Annotated in this window: 16 protein-coding genes; 11 read left to right on the forward strand and 5 right to left on the reverse strand. The window is 59.7% G+C overall.

Going from position 1 to position 18,519, the window contains the following annotated elements; translation table 11 throughout:
* Positions 1–207: 207 nt before the first annotated feature.
* A complete protein-coding gene (locus CLR77_RS01465; RefSeq protein ID WP_158227095.1) occupies positions 208–930 on the forward strand; it encodes a cyclic nucleotide-binding domain-containing protein in 723 nt (240 codons plus the stop codon).
* 132 nt (positions 931–1,062) lie between these two features.
* The gene (locus CLR77_RS01470) at positions 1,063–1,926 is read left to right on the forward strand and encodes an isocitrate lyase/PEP mutase family protein (RefSeq protein WP_097458815.1); all 864 of its coding nucleotides are present in this window, start codon (positions 1,063–1,065) and stop codon (positions 1,924–1,926) included.
* A 79-nt stretch (positions 1,927–2,005) separates the two neighbouring features.
* Here CLR77_RS01470 and CLR77_RS01475 read toward each other — a convergent pair whose 3' ends face one another.
* Complete coding sequence (locus CLR77_RS01475) at positions 2,006–2,836, reverse strand: alpha/beta fold hydrolase (protein WP_198962635.1); 831 nt, start codon at positions 2,834–2,836, stop codon at positions 2,006–2,008.
* A gap of 572 nt (positions 2,837–3,408) precedes the next feature.
* Between CLR77_RS01475 and CLR77_RS01480 the strand changes: the two genes are divergently transcribed.
* From CLR77_RS01480 to CLR77_RS01520, 9 genes are all read left to right on the forward strand, one after another.
* Positions 3,409–3,921, forward strand: a complete 513-nt coding sequence (locus CLR77_RS01480) for a winged helix DNA-binding protein (RefSeq protein ID WP_097458816.1) — start codon at positions 3,409–3,411, stop codon at positions 3,919–3,921.
* 174 nt (positions 3,922–4,095) lie between these two features.
* Positions 4,096–7,725 (forward strand): hydantoinase B/oxoprolinase family protein, encoded by a 3,630-nt coding sequence (locus tag CLR77_RS01485; RefSeq protein WP_097458817.1) that lies wholly within the window; start codon positions 4,096–4,098, stop codon positions 7,723–7,725.
* 104 nt (positions 7,726–7,829) lie between these two features.
* Complete coding sequence (locus tag CLR77_RS01490) at positions 7,830–8,723, forward strand: LysR family transcriptional regulator (RefSeq protein WP_097458818.1); 894 nt, start codon at positions 7,830–7,832, stop codon at positions 8,721–8,723.
* Between the two features lie 89 nt (positions 8,724–8,812).
* Positions 8,813–9,664: a putative hydro-lyase gene (locus CLR77_RS01495; RefSeq protein ID WP_097458819.1), complete on the forward strand. Its 852-nt coding sequence runs from the start codon at positions 8,813–8,815 to the stop codon at positions 9,662–9,664.
* A 51-nt stretch (positions 9,665–9,715) separates the two neighbouring features.
* Positions 9,716–10,768 carry a TRAP transporter substrate-binding protein gene (locus CLR77_RS01500; RefSeq protein ID WP_097458820.1) on the forward strand — a complete coding sequence of 351 codons (1,053 nt, stop codon included), beginning with the start codon at positions 9,716–9,718 and terminating at the stop codon, positions 10,766–10,768.
* Positions 10,769–10,828: 60 nt separating this feature from the next.
* Positions 10,829–11,377, forward strand: coding sequence for a TRAP transporter small permease subunit (locus CLR77_RS01505; protein ID WP_198962636.1), 549 nt, complete (start codon positions 10,829–10,831; stop codon positions 11,375–11,377).
* On the forward strand, positions 11,374–12,654 hold the full coding sequence (locus CLR77_RS01510; protein ID WP_097458821.1) for a TRAP transporter large permease: 1,281 nt from the start codon (positions 11,374–11,376) through the stop codon (positions 12,652–12,654). Before CLR77_RS01505 ends, CLR77_RS01510 begins: the two co-directional genes overlap by 4 nt.
* An 84-nt stretch (positions 12,655–12,738) precedes the next feature.
* The gene (locus CLR77_RS01515; protein WP_097458822.1) at positions 12,739–13,422 is read left to right on the forward strand and encodes a DUF2848 domain-containing protein; all 684 of its coding nucleotides are present in this window, start codon (positions 12,739–12,741) and stop codon (positions 13,420–13,422) included.
* 38 nt (positions 13,423–13,460) lie between these two features.
* Entirely contained in the window at positions 13,461–14,750 is a 1,290-nt protein-coding gene (locus CLR77_RS01520; RefSeq protein WP_097458823.1) for an amidase, read from the forward strand.
* Between the two features lie 109 nt (positions 14,751–14,859).
* Here CLR77_RS01520 and CLR77_RS01525 read toward each other — a convergent pair whose 3' ends face one another.
* The 4 genes from CLR77_RS01525 to CLR77_RS01540 form a co-directional block, all read right to left on the reverse strand.
* Complete coding sequence (locus CLR77_RS01525) at positions 14,860–15,204, reverse strand: hypothetical protein (RefSeq protein WP_097459640.1); 345 nt, start codon at positions 15,202–15,204, stop codon at positions 14,860–14,862.
* A gap of 340 nt (positions 15,205–15,544) precedes the next feature.
* A complete protein-coding gene (locus CLR77_RS01530) occupies positions 15,545–16,660 on the reverse strand; it encodes an ABC transporter ATP-binding protein (RefSeq protein WP_097458824.1) in 1,116 nt (371 codons plus the stop codon).
* Between the two features lie 19 nt (positions 16,661–16,679).
* Positions 16,680–17,549 carry a carbohydrate ABC transporter permease gene (locus CLR77_RS01535; RefSeq protein WP_097458825.1) on the reverse strand — a complete coding sequence of 290 codons (870 nt, stop codon included), beginning with the start codon at positions 17,547–17,549 and terminating at the stop codon, positions 16,680–16,682.
* Positions 17,542–18,471 (reverse strand): carbohydrate ABC transporter permease, encoded by a 930-nt coding sequence (locus tag CLR77_RS01540; RefSeq protein ID WP_097458826.1) that lies wholly within the window; start codon positions 18,469–18,471, stop codon positions 17,542–17,544. Before CLR77_RS01540 ends, CLR77_RS01535 begins: the two co-directional genes overlap by 8 nt.
* Positions 18,472–18,519: the final 48 nt, after the last annotated feature.

The raw sequence follows: 18,519 nt of genomic DNA on the forward strand, positions 1-18,519 counted from the left end.
GTCGCCGAGCGCCGAACCATGGCACCCACGGTACAAAGATAATCACGTTTCCATCTGTGACGTAACGCAACCCGCAACAAAATAATTAGCATTGTCACACACTGACCGGAGTCAATGCTCCGGCAGAATCGCCTTCCTATGATCCTCCGGTTCAACGCATTGAAGCTATTTGATTTATCATATTTCTCTCAATGGGAGCCGACCTACGTGCCCACTCCGTTCGACAAGAGGACTGTCGACCGCTGCCAATCCTGCCATCTTAGCGATGTCTGTCTTCCTGGCCTGCTCGACGCCTCGAACACATCACTCCTGCAAGATATCGTCAAAGGCGGGAAAACCCTCGAAAAAGGCCAACACCTTTTCCTGCAAAACGATCCAGTTTCCACGTGTTTCGCACTACAAAGCGGCGCCATCAAGACCAGCATTTCCAATGCGCACGGCGCCGAACGTATCACCGGTTTCCATTTGTCCGGCGAGATCATCGGCCTCGACAGTCTCGACGCTTCCCACTATGCGTATTCCGCGATAGCGCTGGAAAACTGTGCCGTCTGTGAACTCAGCGGCGATCAATTCGAAGCACTACTGACCGAGCTGCCTACCTTCAAACGGCAGGTCTTTGACCTGATGAGCCTGAAGATACAGGATACGCAGCACCTGTCGGTGATGCGGCGCTATTACACCGACGAACAACGCATCATCACGTTGCTGCTCTCCTTTTCCCGCCACTTTCATCGCCGGCACCTATCGCCCACCCGCTTCAGGCTGCCAATCCCGCTCAATGAAATGGCCAACTATCTGGGGATGACGACTGACACCATCCATGATCAATTGCAGCACCTCAATGCGGCAAAGTTAATCACATTGAAGGGGCAGGAGATCAGCTTACCCGACCCGGATGCACTGAAAGAAAGGCTACGCACGTCACGCTGACGTTTTCAGTACCTCGGCGCCGGAGGCGCTTGACTACACGACCAAGGTCCTCATGATTCTCGATGGTAAGGCGGATATACTCTTCCCCATTGCCCCCTTCCCACGTAATCCGTTGTTTCGAGGAGCCAAGGCATGGCAACTCCCTCCCAGCACGATCTTCGCAAAGACTTCCGGGCGTTATTGGATAGTCATCAATGCCATTACACGGCCTCGACATTCGACCCGATGTCGGCCCGTATTGCCGCAGACCTCGGCTATGAGGTCGGCATTCTCGGCGGCTCCGTGGTTTCACTTCAGGTATTGGCCGCGCCGGACTTTGCGCTCATCACCCTGAGTGAATTCACGGAACAGGCCACACGTGTGGGCCGCGTGGCACGACTACCGATCATCGCCGACGCCGATCACGGCTACGGTAATGCCTTGAACGTCATCCGCACCGTCACAGAGCTGGAACGTGCCGGCGTGGCCGCGCTCACCATTGAAGACACCTTGCTGCCCCCCAAATACGGGCGCAAAACCACGGACCTGGTCCCGCTCGAAGAAGCGGTTTGCAAGATAGAAGCGGCACTGGAGGCTCGAATTGACCCCGCCATGGCTATCTTTGCACGCACTAATGCCGCACAGTTGAATGTTGACGACACGATCGCGCGAGTGAAGGCCTATCAAGCCGTCGGCGCGGATGGCATCTGCATGGTAGGCATTCGTGACTTCGTTCATCTGGAAGCGATCAGCGCGCACCTCTCCATTCCGCTGATGCTGGTCGCCTACGACAATCCGGCGTTGAGCGATCGTGCGCGTCTCGCTGAGAACGGGGTTCGCATCGTCGTCAACGGACACGCAGCCTACTTTGCCGCAATTAAGGCGACCTACGACTGCCTGCGCGAACAGCGGGGCATTGCCGAAGGGACGTTAAATGCCTCAGAGCTTGCGACCCGATACTCCACACTGGAGGAAAACCGCGATTGGGCGCGCCGATTTATGGATGTGCATGAGTGAAGTACGGCAGTTAGCCGCGGGCCACCAAGTTCACGAAAACCTCAGCCCGATCGGCAAGCCGATGTAATGCCGCCGGGCGTCAATCGCGGAGCAACTCCGGCCAATCCTTCACCCAGCAGCAGTGATGGTTGAAGTTTGGAATCACCACCACGTCGGGTTTCTGCCCCGGCGGAAACCGAGCCTGATAGGCTTTGGCAAACGCCGGTCCCATGACCTTGTCCCGACCACCAACGAAGTGCAGTTGAGGAATACGACGCAACTTCCGCCAGGCGTCCGCTGGATTCAGCGAGCCCGCGAGAGGACTGAGATGCTGTTTGGCCACCCAAACAGCCGTATCCAGATTACCCGCCACCGTTATCAGGCGAACAACATCATCACGCCTGGCGCTCACCAGTGCCGCCACCGCACCGCCGCCGGAATAGCCCACCAGCACCAGCTTCCTGGCACGGTACTTTCTGCGCAACGCCTCGATGGCCTGGTTTTCCGCTGCAATCACCTCCGGCGCGAAACGGCGGCTTGTCCAATATTGATTCCGGCAATTACGGCGATTGGCACTACGGACATACTGGCAGGGGCGCGCCAGGTAAACCGCATGGCGGCCGGGGTCACGGATAGCCAGTTTCAATGCCAGAGGGTCGCGCGGCGTCGGGTCGAATGAGGGCGTGTGGGCGTCGACCCAGGCGAGTCCGTCACCTTCGATATAGACCGTCAGGATATCCGCCTGTTTCAGCGAAGGAGGGACGAAAGCCGCAAGGACGAACATCCCGGCATCCAGATCCAACCGCTCCCAGCCGGCATCCTGCGCCACCTTCTCCGACGCCGCACGCCGGGTGTCGACTGACGACGTGGCACAGCCGGCCAGCGACACAAACAAGAACACAACCACCCAGAATGTCATCAAACGGCGCATAGGGCTCAGGTCTCAAGCCGGATGCCAGTTGCTGAAGGGGTTCAGCAATCCTGGCGTGCCTCACTTAGATTTTCGCGCACGACAGGCATCCGCGTTTGAGTTTCACGCTGCCACCCTATCGCACTTGAACTTAGGTGCAGCTTCCCGAAAAGGCGCGATCACAGTCGTCGGAGTCATTTACACTGTTTATGCGTCACTTCCGAACCAAGTAGGTTCCCCGTGATAAAAACAAGTAGGTTCCCAGTGAAAAAGGTTACCTACGCTTCGGCGATAACCTTACGCCATAAGCTTAACCATAAAAGACCATTCGGTGGTATCCCGCTCTCATTGTGAGAACCGAGGCGTAGTCGCTTATCGCCAGTATTTCGCCTGTGGCGTTTTGCCTACTTCGGGATGCAACGCTCACAACGAGCGGTCCAACCACAGATAATAGCCAACAAAAGCGCATGGCCTGAGCGCTCGTTCTCAGGCATTATCTAACGATAATTTGTCGACGAATTATCAGATAAACAGTGAGCGGCAGCCACCGGAACGCCACAGCAAGCCGGTCCCTTGATGAGAGGTTTTCTTTCATGACACGCCAAGATCCCATTGTTTCCTCTGCCCATCTTGTCTCGGAAAAGGCGGCGGACCTCAGCCAGTTCGAATACGGCCTGATCATTGCGAGCAAAGCCTTCGAACGCTGGACCGTCCACTGCATGACCGCTGCAGGCATTCCGGATCTGGCGCCACTGGATATCCTGGTACTGCACAACGTCTATTCCCGTCAGCGGGAAAAGACCATCGCCAGTATCTGCCTCGTGCTCAATATCGAAGACACTCACCTCGTCAGCTATTCGCTGCGCAAGCTGCGTAAACTCGGCTTGATCGAAACCCGCAAACGGGGCAAGGAAGCCGTTTTCGCCACCTCAGAGGCCGGCGCCCAAGCCTGCGAGCGGTACCGGGAAGTACGGGAAGCCTGCCTGATTGATGCACTGGCCGCGTTTGGCGGCCCTGGCACCGAGGATATGGCCAGCATCGCAACCCGGTTGCGAGCCCTTTCGGGCATCTATGATCAAGCGGCAAGAGCCGCAACCTCCCTGTAAGTTCATTCCCGCCCCGTTTTCACCGGCACAGGACAAACACGCGACAACCCTAAAATACAATTTATTGACATTTTGTAGACGTTTTGAGAAAAAGAGAGTGAGTAGATCGTTGCGACGGCATTGCATAGCCGACGCATGCCTGGCATCCGTCATGCTATTCAACGGGAGAGCATCATGCGCGAAACCAAGGTACAGGACCCGGTGGACACCGGTCGCTGGCAGTTCTGGGTAGACCGGGGCGGCACTTTCACCGACATCATTGGCCGCCGTCCCGACGGAGTCATGGTTACGCACAAGGTGCTTTCCGAGAATCCCGAGCAATACCGCGATGCGGCCCTGAAAGGCATTCGCGATCTGCTGGGTATCGCCGCCGATGATCCTATTCCGGCAGACCGGATAGAGCATGTGAAGATGGGGACCACGGTCGCCACCAATGCCCTGCTCGAGCGCAAGGGTGAGCGCACGGTACTGGTCGTCACGGAAGGATTCGGCGACGCCCTGCGCATCGGCTATCAGGCCCGGCCCGAAATTTTTGCCCGCCGCATCGAACTACCCTCGCTGCTTTATGAACAGGTGGTCGAAGCACCTGAGCGACTGGCGGCAGACGGCACCCTGGTTCGGCCGCTGGACGAAGAACGGGTGCGGGCCGGACTCACCGAGGCCTTCAATACCGGCATCCGCGCCTGTGCCATCTGTTTCATGCACGGCTATCGCTACCCCGGCCACGAACAACAGGTCGCGGCTATCGCCAGAGACATTGGTTTCACCCAGGTGTCGGTGTCCCACGAGGTCAGCCCGCTGATGCGGCTGGTGGGTCGGGGTGATACCACCGTCGTGGATGCCTATCTGTCCCCTATTCTCAAGCGCTACGCCGAGCAGGTCGCATCGGAACTGGGCGATACCCGGCTGATGTTCATGAAATCCGACGGCGGACTGACCGACCGGCGCTGGTTCGCCGGCAAGGACGCCATCCTTTCCGGACCGGCTGGAGGTATCGTCAGTTGTGCGCGTACCGGCCAAATGGCCGGGTACGACCGCATCATCGGCTTTGACATGGGAGGCACCTCCACCGATGTTTCCCACTTTGCCGGGGATTTCGAGCGCAGCTTCGAAACCGTGATTGCCGGGGTGCGCATGCGCGTACCAATGATGAAAATCCATACCGTTGCCGCGGGCGGCGGTTCCATCCTGCATTTCGACGGTTCCCGCTACCGGGTCGGTCCCGAATCGGCCGGCGCCAACCCCGGCCCGGCTTGCTATCGCCGGGGCGGCGAACTGACGGTCACCGACTGCAACGTTATGCTGGGCAAGCTTCAGCCTGACTTCTTCCCCCGGGTTTTCGGCCCCGGTGCAGACGAGCCTTTGGATGTCGCCATCGTTCACGAGCGTTTCAGCGAACTGGCCGAGCGCATCCGTCAAGCCACCGGCGACACCCGTTCCCCGGTGGAAGTGGCCGAGGGCTTCCTGCGGATTGCCGTGGAAAACATGGCCAATGCCATCAAAGAGATTTCCGTCCAGCGGGGCCGGGATGTCACCACTTATACATTGAATTGCTTTGGTGGCGCCGGCGGCCAGCATGCCTGCCTGGTGGCCGATGCACTGGGGATGGGCCGGGTGCTGATCCACCCCTTCGCCGGGGTTCTGTCCGCCTACGGTATGGGACTGGCTGACCTGACCCTGTTGCGTGAACATCCGGTGGATGCGCGCCTGGACGATGGGTTACTGGCCCAAATCGCCCCGGCACTCGATGGTCTCGCCAAGACCGCCCGTGAAGAGCTGGTCGCCCAAGGCTGTCCTGCCGACGCCATCCGTGAAGTGCGACGTCTGCATGTCAAATACGAGGGCACCGATACCACGCTGGAAACGGAACTGGGGTCCCTGGCCGGCATCCGCGAAACGTTCGAGACCCTGCACCGTGGCCAGTTCGGTTTTCTCATGCCGGGCAAGGCCCTGATGATCGCCGCAGCCAGCGTGGAGCTGATCGGCGGGGGCGAACAGCCATTGGAAGAAACCCGTGTCGACGCCCGAGTCAGCGGCGAACCCACCGTTCTCGCCCAGGTCGATGCCTTTATGGAGGGGGAGCACCGGCAGACCCCGGTCTACGACCGCCAAGACCTGCTGCCGGGAGACCGCATCGACGGACCGGCAATCATCCGGGATCCGGTCTCCACCATCATTGTCGAACCCGGCTGGCAGGCGGAAATAACCGAGCGCAATCACTTGGTGATGAACCGGGTTCAGGCAAGGCCAAAACGGGTCGCTGTCGGGACCAACGTCGACCCGGTGATGCTGGAAGTCTTCAACAACCTGTTCATGTCGGTCGCAGAGCAAATGGGCGCCACCCTGCAGAAAACCGCCTACAGCGCCAACATCAAGGAGCGGCTGGACTTCTCCTGTGCGGTCTTCGATCCGGACACCCAACTGGTGGCCAATGCGCCCCATGTGCCGGTGCACCTCGGCTCGATGGGCGAGAGCGTCCGGGCTATCGTCGAGCAACGCAGGGACAGTATGCGCCCTGGCGATGTATTCATGCTCAACGACCCCTACCACGGCGGAACCCACCTGCCGGACATCACGGTCGTCACGCCGGTTTTCGACCGGGAAGGCGAGCAGGTCCTGTTCTACATCGCCAGCCGCGCCCACCATGCGGATGTCGGCGGCATTACTCCCGGCTCCATGCCGCCCGATAGTCACACCATCGATGAGGAGGGGGTTCTGCTGGACAATGTGCAGTTGGTCGCCGGCGGCACTTTCCTGGAGGACGATGTCCGCAAACTGCTCAGCAGCGGCCGCTATCCGGTGCGAAATGTGGAGCAGAACCTCAGCGACCTACGTGCACAAATCGCGGCCAATGAAAACGGTATCCAGGAATTGCGCAGGATGATCGATCAGTTCGGCCTGGAGGTGGTGCATGCCTACATGCGCCACGTCCAGGACAATGCCGAAGAACAGGTGCGCCGTGTGCTCGGGGTCATGGATGACGGCCATTACCGGCTGGAACTGGACAGCGGCGCCGCCGTGGAGGTGCGTATCCGGGCCGATCAGCAGGCCCGCACCGCCACAGTGGACTTTACCGGCACCAGCAACGAACAGAGCAGTAATTTCAACGCCCCAAGCGCCGTCACCCGTGCGGCCGTACTGTATGTGCTGCGGACTCTGGTGGACGATGCCATTCCGCTCAACGACGGCTGCCTCAAGCCGGTCGAACTGATCATCCCAGAAGGCAGCATGCTTAACCCCAATCCGCCGGCTGCGGTGGTGGCCGGAAACGTAGAGGTCAGTCAGGTGGTGACCAATGCCCTCTACCTGGCGCTGGGAACCATGGCCGCCGCCCAGGGCACCATGAACAACCTCACCTTCGGTAACGAACGCCACCAGCACTATGAAACGCTCTGCGGCGGCACCGGTGCCGGTCCCGATTACGACGGCACCAGCGCCGTCCAGTCGCATATGACCAACAGCCGGCTGACCGACCCGGAAGTCCTGGAGTGGCGCTTCCCCGTGCGGCTGGAATCATTCGCCATCCGCCCCAATTCCGGGGGCGCGGGTCGCCATCGCGGCGGCAATGGCGCGATCCGGCGCCTGCGATTCCTGGAACCGATGACCGTCGCACTGCTGGCCAACTCCCGACGGATACCCCCACCCGGCCTGGCTGGTGGGCGACCGGGAGCCCTTGGCGAGCAGTGGATCGAGCGGGCCGACGGCCGGCGGGAACCTCTGGGCGGAACCGATCGCTGCGAGATGGAGTCGGGCGACTGCATCGTGGTAGCCACACCGGGAGGCGGCGGCTATGGCAATCCCTGACGCCAGTTCTATAACCGTCAGGCCCACTCAAATCCGCAGTGGGCATCTGGGCGGGGGCTGATAAACTGCGGTTTCGATACCACGAGGCGACGGACTGAAACCGCATGTTTGAATTCAGAGATATCGAGATTCTCCAGGACATCGTCAGAGCCGGCGGCTTCCGGGCGGCGGCCCAGAACTTCGGGCTGTCACAGTCGGCCATCTCCTCAAGGGTCGCTGCACTGGAGAAGCGCCTCGGTGTCCAACTGTTCGACCGCTCCAATCGCCAGGTACGACTTACCGCCAGCGGCCTGCGCTTCCTCGAGGAAGCCCAGCGCCTGCTGCGTGCCAGGGACCGCATCTGGCAGGAGATGACCCACGCCGGCGAACTCAGTGGCACGGTGCGTATCGGTGTGGCCGAGACCATCGTCCATACCATCCTGACCGACACGCTGAACCGGCTGAAAGACGATTACCCGATGGTACGCTTCGAGCTGTCGGTGGATACCTCTGTCCAACTCGCCGACGCCCTGGCTGACGACCGGCTGGACGTCGCCATCCTGCTGCGCGAATCGGTTCCCCAGGGAGCTGCCGCAGCCTCCCTCAAGCCGGTCAGGCTGGGCTGGTATGGTCCGGAGAACATGTCGTTGCCGGATCATCCCCTATCGCTGGCGGAACTGGCCCGAAACGCCATCGTGACCTTTCCCAAAGGCACACTACCGTTCCGTGAAATAGAAAGCATATTCTCGGCCCCTGACATCGCCTTCCCATCCCTGCACGGCTCCGCATCCCTCTCCACGGTCAAGCATCTGGTCAGCGGCGGTTTCGGCATCGGCGTGCTGCCGGCGCTGATGGCCGAGAGCGATGTGGACGCCGATCCAATCCGACGGATCCCGGTCCTGGACGAGGCCCATCTGACCGATCTGCATTTCGTGGTGAGCTATTTTCCCGAGCGTAATCGCGAAATTGGTGAAGCCGTAGTCAATACTGCCCGTCATTTCGATCAATCTGATCTTTAATTTCGATCACCAATTAAATAAATCGATTCCTTGACAAGATCATTCTGTTTTTTCAATCTAGGAGTAGACGAAAAACAGGAATCCATCCCATGCATGCCGAAAGCGAGCCAGGCAGCAAGACCGGGGGCCTTCATGGTCAGGTCCCTTACACCTCTCCGCAGGCACTGCGTCATGCCATCCGCGTCGGTGACTTCAGGGGGCCGACAACCGGCCATGCCGCAGGGTATCTGCAGGGTAACCTCGCTATCCTCCCGCACGCCTTTGCCGACGAGTTCCTGCAGTTCTGTGTCCGAAACCCCAAACCCTGCCCACTGATAGGCATTTCCGAGCCAGGATCCCCTTACATTCCCACATTGGGCCGAGACCTGGATATTCGCACCGACCTGCCCGGATACCGGATATTCCGCGACGGACAGCACGTGGACAGCGTCAGGGATCTCAAGAATCTCTGGCGTGACGATCTGGTGACTTTCGTACTCGGCTGTTCCTTCACGTTCGAAGATGCGATTCAACGGGCCGGTGTGCCGGTACGCCATATCGACGGCGGCCGCAATGTACCCATGTACGAAACCACGATTCCGACTGCCGCCGCCGGCCGTTTCCAGGGACCGACCGTGGTTTCCATGCGCGCATTCAAGCCTTCGGACGCCATCAAGGCGATTCTCTATTCCGACCGCTACCGTCTCGCCCATGGTGCGCCTCTGCATATTGGCGACCCTGGGGCAATTGGTATCAGGGACCTCTCCAAACCGGATTTCGGTGACCCCCCTTTGATCGAAGACGGCGATATCCCGGTTTTCTGGGCCTGCGGAGTTACGCCGCAGGTGGCTATCCGCAACGCCCGGGCGGACCTGGCCATCAGTCACGAACCGGGCATGATGCTGGTGACCGATGTTCCGGCCGAAGCGGCCGAATTCTCGATCACACCCAGCGTGCAGTAGGAACCGGCAAGACCAAAAAATACTAACAGGCAATAACCGGAGGACAGCACAATGAAAAGGGCATTAACTGGATTACTGGCGGCAGTGTCACTGGGAGCTGCCGTCCTTGCGTCGACAGCACAAGCCAAGGACCTGTCCGTGGTTGGCAGTTGGAGCAGTCTACCGCTGCACAAGCAATTTGAAGTTCCTTTCTGGACCAAGGACCTGCCAGCCGATTCCGGCGGCGCTATCAACGTCAAGATGACCACCTTCGATCAGATGGGAATCAAGGGCAGCGACGTTTTGCGTATGCTCAGCGACGGTGTCTTTGACGTGGGCATGACCGTTTCCGATTACGCCGTCGGAGACGCCCCAGAGCTTCAGGGCCTGGACGTCCCGCTGGTCGCCACCACGGCCAAGCAGGCACGAGCCATGGTTAATGCAGCCCGCCCCATGGTGGCGGACATCATGAAGCAGCGGTTCAATGCGAAGCTGCTGGCCATCGCCCCCTATCCGCCACAGGTGGTTTTCTGTAAAGGCAATATCAACTCCCTTGCGGACCTGAAAGGCAAGAAAGTTCGCGGCTCCGGCCGGATGACCACGGATTTCCTCGAAGCCCTGGGAGCGACCGGCGTCAACATTTCATTCTCTGAAGTTCCAGGAGCCCTGCAGCGCGGCGTGATCGACTGTGCGGTAACCGGCGCAGGTTCCGGCTATAGCGCCGGATGGTACGAAGTCTCAGACAGCCTGTACCCCATTCCATTGGGCGGCTGGGACCCGGTCATTACCGCCATGAACATGAACACCTGGAAGAGTCTCTCGCCGAAGACCCAGAACCTGATCACCACGAAGATCAAAAGCCAGTTCGAGAACCCCGCCTGGAACAACGCCGCCGGCGCCCTCAAGAACAACATTGCCTGCCTCACCGGCAACGGCAACTGCTCCGCAGGGAAACCCGCCCACATGAAACTGGTCAAAGTGACCCAGGCCGACCTCGATAAGGCACATCGGATTCTGGTGCAAAAGGTACTTCCCGAATGGGCCAAACAGACCGACAAGAAGTGGGTAGCCCGCTGGAACCAAACCGTTGGCAAAACCGTCGGCGTTCAGGTCCCACTGAACTGATGACAATAGCGCCGGAGCCCTCGGGCTCCGAGCCCTGCTCACTGGCGGAGGACTTCACCCGTGATCATTTCAGTGATTGCCGGTTTACGGCGTATCAACCGTTTCATCGCCCTGCTGGTCGGGCTGGCACTGATCGCTTGTGTGGCGCTGATACTCATCGATATCAGCCTGCGTCAGCTCGGCATATCCTTCGGCGGCTCGGATGAAATCTCCGGCTACGTCATGGCAGGCATCGCCAGTTGGGGTGTGTCCTATACGCTGACGGAGTTGGCTCACGTCCGCATCGATCTGATCCGCGTCCGCTTGCGGCCGTTAGGCAAGGCTATCCTGGATCTGATTGCCATCGTGGCGCTGGCCGGTACGGCCATCGTAATTGCCTTCGAGGCCTGGCCGGTCCTCCAGAAGACCATTGCCCATCACGCCCTGGCCAATACCTCCCTGGCCACACCGCTGTGGATACCCCAAAGCATCTGGTTTGCGGGATGGGTCTGGTTCGCACTGAGTTCCAGCCTGTTGGTGCTGTTGACCGTCGTACTGATGATGAAAGGTGACCTGCGCCAAGCGGATAGTCTGGTCGGCGCCCGCACCGAGATGGAGTTGGAGCTATGATCCCAACGCTGACGCTTTCGCTGCTGGGCTTGCTGGCATTATCGATCCCTGTTGGTATCGTGCTGTTTCTGCTGGGCTTCGGGATCAGCCACTTCTATTCATTCTTCCCCCTGGTCCGGGCCCTGGGTCAGGTGGTTTGGTCATCCTCCAATTCGTCCACGCTGATCGCCATTCCCTTCTTTGTACTGCTGGGCGAGATCCTGGTGCGCGGAGGGATCGCCGCACGCACCTACAACGCGCTGGACAAATGGTTTTCCTGGCTGCCCGGTGGATTGATCCATGCCAATATCGGCACTGCCACCATGTTTTCCGCCACCTCAGGCTCGTCGGTTGCGACCGCGGCAACCGTGGCCACCGTCGCCCTGCCCCAGGCCGAGAAACTGGGTTACGATCCCAAACTGTTCTCCGGTGCCATCGCCGCCGGTGGCACCCTGGGCATCATGATTCCGCCCTCGATCAACCTGATCGTCTACGGGTTCCTCACCCAAACATCGATACCACGACTGTTTCTGGCTGGTCTCCTGCCTGGGCTGTTGATGGCTGCAGCCTTTATCGCGGTGACCGTGGTGCTGTGCACGATCAAGCCATCGCTGGGCGGTTCGAGCCGTTCTTTCAGCTGGAGTGAGCGCTTCGCGAGCCTGATACAACTGGCGCCGATCTTCTTCCTGTTTATGGTCGTCATCGGCTCCATCTACGCCGGCTGGGCCACGCCCACCGAATCGGCAGCCATCGGCGTGGTTATCGCCCTGCTGATAGCCTGGGCCAACGGTGGCGTTTCCCTGGACATGTTCAACCAGAGTCTCACCGGCACGGTGCGTATCACCTCGATGATCATGCTGGTCATCATGGGTGCGTACTTCCTCAACTTCACCCTGACCTCCGCCGGGCTGGGCCGGGAACTGACCCACATCATCACCGGCTTGCACCTTGGCAAGTTCGGCACTCTGGGGGTCATCATCCTGCTCTATATCGTGCTGGGCTTTTTTATCGAAACGCTGTCGCTGATGGTCGCCACCATCCCGATCATCGTGCCGATCATCACCGGCCTGGGCTTCGACAAGGTCTGGTTCGGCATCCTGTTGATCGTGATGATCGAAATGGCCCTGATTACACCACCCGTGGGCCTTAACCTCTACGTGGTCCAGGGTGCACGCAAATCGGGCAGCATGACGGACGTTATGCTGGGCACCATTCCATTCGTACTGGTCATGCTGGCCATGGTGGCACTGCTGGTGGCAGCACCGAACCTGGCCCTCTATCTGCCCGGACACCTCTAACCCTCGGTCGCCCTGCCCGCCGAACGATCACTCACCGTTCCGCAGGCGAGGCCCCACAGCCAGGCTAGCAACCTACGGAGCTCTATGAAACTGCAATTCGCCATCGATGAAACGTCCCTTGCCGTTGATATCCATCATTGCACAGTGGCCGGCTGGACAGGCCGCGACGCACTCGCGATTCAACATCATATTGACGAACTGGCTGCCCTGGGCGTGACACCCCCGTCCAGCGTGCCGCTCTACTACCGGGTATCCAGCGGCATCCTGAGCCAGGCGCCGGAAATCGAGGTGGTCGGCGGGTCCAGTTCCGGTGAGGTCGAACCCCTGGTGCTCGCCAACGGGGGACATCTTTATCTCGGTCTCGCTTCGGATCACACTGACCGGGACCTGGAAAGCCACTCGGTCGCCCTATCGAAGCAGGTCTGTCTCAAGCCAGTTGCCGACAGACTGTGGCACTTCGACGAGGTGGCAGACCATCTGGAGTCCATAGAGATGCGCTCCTGGATACAGGAAGCGGGCTCGGCAGACTGGGTGCTCTATCAGGAAGGTTCCCTGTCGGCCATTCGTCCGCTGACAGACCTGATTGCAGGCGCGGGGCTTGAGCAGGCGGCCGGACAGGACACCGCGGCCGCCATGCTGTGCGGCACACTCGGCGCAAAAGGTGGCGTCAGACCCGCCCAGACGTTCCGGATGGAACTCAGGGACCCCGTCAAAGGCAGGACGATATCGCACGAATATCGCATTTTCGAACTGCCGGTCGTCGCTTGACGGGAACGGGACTTCTGATCGGGCTAAGGAAACTGAGCATGGGCAAAATCGTAGACACCGCACATGATGCCATCGCCAGGGTTGCCCAACTGGGCGACCGGGCACACCGAATCTTCACCGAATTCGATCCGTCACGCATCATCGAGCTGGCGCAGGCGGCCGAAACACGGGTTGCGGCCTCAACCACGCCGCCCCCGCTGGCGGGGCTTCTGATTTCGGTGAAAGATCTCTATGACGAGGCCGGCATTACCACCACGGCAGCCTCCCGCCTGCTAAGCGATCGCCCACCGGCAACCACGGATGCCGAAGTGATCACCCGCATCAAACGCGCAGGCGCCGTACCTTTCGGTCGCACCACCCTCAGCGAATTCGCCTATTCCGGCGTGGGCCTGAATCCCCATTATGGAACACCAGGCAACCTGTTCGATGAAAGCCGGGTTCCAGGCGGCTCCACATCCGGTGGCGCCCTGACCGTGGCCCTGAACATCGTCGACGCCGCTCTGGGCACCGATACGGGCGGTTCAATCCGCATCCCTGCCGCCGTCAATGGCCTAGTCGGATTCAAGCCCAGTCGCAACGCCGTGCCCACCGACGGCATTCATCCGCTGGCGCCCAGCTTCGATACGGCAGGCCCTTTGGCGCGCGACCTTGCAACGGTCGTTCGGATATTCGAAGTGATCGCAGGTCAGCCGGCACCGACCGGTTTCCCGGGGCCGGCCAGGAAATTTCGGCTGGCGCTGCCTCAAAACGCCCTCACCAACGATCTCCATCCCGACATCCAGACGGAATTCGACCGACTCTGCGACGTGCTGACCTCAGCCGGCCACGAACTGATCCCCCTGGACCTCGGCTTTCTGACGGAAGCGGCGCCGCTCAACCGGATACTGGTCGCCGCCGAGGCACTCCGGATCTACGGCGAAGACCTGGAGCGACTGGAAAAGGTCGGCGATCCGAGGGTACTCAAACGCCTTCGCTACGGAGAAACCCTGAGTGAGACGGATGTCGCCCAGGCCTATTCCCGCCGGGATGAGGTCATCGCGCACTTCAATCGCCAGATGTCAGGCTTCGACGCGCTGGTCGCGCCGACGCTCATGATACCGGCCCCCACCATTGCCGAAGCTGAAGCCGATTTTGACCCTATCAACGCCATGATGCTGCGCAACACCAGCCTGCTCAATCTGGCCGATGCCTGTGCGATTTCGCTGCCTACAGCCGGCCTGGGAAAAGCGCCCGCAGCCCTGATGCTGGGATTGCCTTCAGGCAGTGACTGGCAGCTGCTGTCGGTTGCGCATCAGGTAATGTCATTACTCCCGCCGCTGAGACGCTGAGACAGGTGGAAGCGGCGAGCGACCAAAATGAGCATCACAAGACCCAGGTTCACGCCGGGCCTAGCGCGTCCGGCCCCGGTCGCGCTTAGTCATATTGCCGCCTCTTTGGTTAGGTGACGGCATGAACAGACTCCCATAGGGTGTACACAATCCCCGCGCCATAAAGTCCACCGAACACTGCCTTGTTATGGCGCGCAAGCCACAGCGGCAGGTAGATATCGAAGTTGTCCTGGCGATTGGCCGTATAACGCCCCGCAACGTCGGTGAGTGGACACCTCATCCGGTTGACGACGAGCACGACGACCTCAAGGAGCACGAATCCGGTCAGGCGCCACGCCATCGCCAAGTCCCCGATGAACGCGAAGACTGGAATAGCCAGTATGGAAGCCGCAAAGACAGCCCACACCAAAGTGTGGATCGCTTTGATGGTACGCAGTTTCGATTCAGGTTCCATCAGGGTCTCAGCTTGATCCTTACCGCCCGCCTGGCGCTTGAGCGCAGGCTGCAAACGTCAGGGCAATGGCAAATCAAGGCAGTCGATTTCTTACTCGATTGCTTTACACAAGCAGCTTCCTTTCAGTTAAGACCTGCCTCCATGCACCAACAATTAACGCCACCCAGCGACTGCCGGGCCTTGTTAACGTTATTCCGGAATGATAACCGACAACTGGCGCATATCAACGTTCAGCGCCGATGACAATAGCGCCGCAGCGGCTATTGGAGGGCTAGGATGCGCCACCGGGACACTGAAGGGAGAGATGGTGCCGCCAGGAACGGCGGCACCGGTCAACGGGTTACAGCGTAATACGTTGCTCAGTGGCAGGGTCGAAATAGGAGGTTTTGGACATGTCGAACATCAGCTCGGCGACGTCGCCTGGATCGACCGGATGATCCGGGTCGATGCGGCAATGCACGGGAATACCGTTGATGTTGACCAGGGCGATGACGTCCGGCCCTGTCGGCTCGGTGACTTCGATGGTCAGCCTACCCCGGGCCACCAGCGGTTGCCCCTCCTTATGGGCCTGGATCTGCGTGATGTGCTCCGGCCGGACACCCAGGATAATTTCCTTGTTTTCGTAGGCCGACAGCGCCAGCGGTAACGGCAGGTCGATGGTTTCGCCGCTGTCGCTCTTCACCATCGCATGCAGCCCCCGATCCCCTTTTTGCACCGTGACCGGAATAAAGTTCATCGCCGGCGATCCAATGAAGCTGGCCACGAACAGGTTGGCCGGGGTCTCGTAGACTTCTTTTGGCGTACCCAGTTGCTGCAGTTCACCATCCTTCATAACCGCGATGCGGTCAGCCAGGGTCATGGCTTCGATCTGATCGTGCGTTACGTACACGATGGTCGTGCGCAGGCGGCGGTGAAGACGCTTGATCTCGGTGCGCATCTCCACCCGCAGCTTGGCGTCGAGGTTCGAAAGCGGCTCATCGAACAGGTAGATCTTGGGACGACGCGCCAGGGCGCGGCCCATGGCCACACGCTGTTGCTGGCCACCGGAGAGCTGTGACGGTTTGCGGTCCAGCAAGGGTTCGATCTGTAGCAACTTGGCAACGCGCTGTACTTCCTGATCGATCTCTTCTTTCGGCTGACGACGGATACGCAGGCCAAACGCGATGTTTTCCCGGACGGTCATCGTGGGATAGAGCGCGTATGACTGGAACACCATGGCGATATCGCGGTCACGCGGTTCCAGAGTCGTCACGTCGGTACCATCGATGACGATAGCGCCCTGGCTAATATCTTCCAGGCCGGCAATCGCGTTCATCAGGGTCGATTTGCCGCAACCGGATGGCCCGACCAGAATCAGGAACTCACCGGAGTTGATATCGATGTCGATACCCTTAAGCGTTTCCCGTTCGGCCTTACCGTAGGTTTTACGGATGGCTCGCAGTTCGAGTCTTGACATGTTCTGTTACCTCGAGAAATTAGCCCTTGACCGACCCGGCGGTCAGGCCCCGAATGAAGTACTTGCCGGCCAGCACATAGACCACCAGGGTCGGCAGCGCGGCAATCAGCGCGGCGGCCATATTGACGTTGTATTCCTTCACCCCGGTCCCGGTATTGACCAGGTTGTTCAGTCCCACTGTGATGGGCTGGCTGTCACCGCTGGCAAACACCACGCCGAACAGGAAGTCATTCCAGATCTGGGTGAACTGCCAGATGATGCAGACCATGAAAATGGGCACGGACATCGGCAGCATGATGCGGAAGAAAATGGTGAAAAAACCCGCGCCATCGAGTCGGGCGGCCTTAACCAGCGCATCTGGCACGCCGACATAGTAGTTACGGAAAAACAGCGTGGTGAAGGCGACCCCGTAGGTCACGTGCACAACGACCAGACCCGCGGTGGTGTTGGCCAGTCCCATCTTGCCCAATGTTGCCGCCATCGGCAGCAGGATCACCTGGAACGGAATGAAGCAGCCGAACAGCATCATGCTGAAAATCAGGTCGGAGCCCCGGAAACGCCATTTGGAAAAAACGTAACCGTTGAAGGCGCCGATACCGGTGGAAATCAGTACGGCCGGAATCGCCATCTTGAACGAGTTCCAGAAGAAGTGATGCACACCCTCGCAGGAGACACCCGTGCAGGCGGTGGACCAGGCTTTATGCCAGGCATGCATCGTCCAGTGGGTTGGCAGCGCCATGAGGTTACCGCTGCTGATATCGCCCAGGGTCTTGAAGCTGGTCAGCAACATCACCACCAACGGCACCAGGTACACCGCGGCGGCCGTAAGTAGCACCGTGTAGATAAGAACGCGGTTGAAGCTGAACGGTTTACGAACCATCTCAGTCATGGCGCTTACTCCGCAATTCCGAGTAGAGATAGGGCACCAACAGGGCCAGAATCGCCCCCAGCATCATGATGGCGCTCGCCGCCCCCAGGCCTAACTGACCTCGGGTAAAGCTCATGTCATACATGAACAGGGCCGGCAGGTCGGACGAGTAGCCGGGGCCGCCGGCGGTCATCACTTTGACCAAGTCGAAGCTCTTGATGGAGAGATGTGCCAGGATCATGATCGCGCTGAAAAACACCGGCCGCATACAGGGCAGGATGATGCGCAGGTATATCGTGGGCAGTCGTGCGCCGTCGACGCGTGCAGCCTTGATGATGGACGGATCGATCCCCCGCAGTCCGGCCAGGAACAACGCCATCACGAAGCCCGAGGATTGCCAGACGGCAGCAATGACCAGGGTATAGACGGACAGGTGCGAACGCACCAGCCAATCGAAATGGAACGAGGTCCAGCCCCAGTCGTGCATCAGTTTCTCCAATCCCAGGCCGGGATTGAGAATCCAGCGCCAGACGGTACCGGTCACGATCAGCGACAGCGCCATCGGGTAGAGATAGACGGTGCGGATAAAGCCCTCCTGGCGGATTTTCTGATCCAGGAAGATGGCCAGGAAAATCCCCAGCGCCAGACACACACCAATGAACAGCACCCCAAAGATCACCAGGTTGATACAGGCGGTGTGCCAGCGGTCATTGGCTATCAACCGCGCATACTGGGCAAATCCCACAAAGCGGAAACTGGGCATGAAGCTGGAATTGGTGAATGAGAGAACCGCCGTCCAAATCATGTATCCGTATACGCCGACCAGGACGAGAGCCAGGCTTGGCGCCAGCACCAGCTTGGGAAGCCAGGCTTGGATAAGATTGATCACGCGGCTGGCCGGGCGTTTGGCGGGCACAGACAGCACTCCGATTTGAGTTGACATGGAAACCTCCCTCAACCCTGGCACGCCGGCTGCTGGAGCCGGGTGCCA

Origin of the sequence: Mangrovitalea sediminis (assembly GCF_002514725.1) — a bacterium.
Classification (GTDB): domain Bacteria; phylum Pseudomonadota; class Gammaproteobacteria; order Pseudomonadales; family Oleiphilaceae; genus Mangrovitalea; species Mangrovitalea sediminis.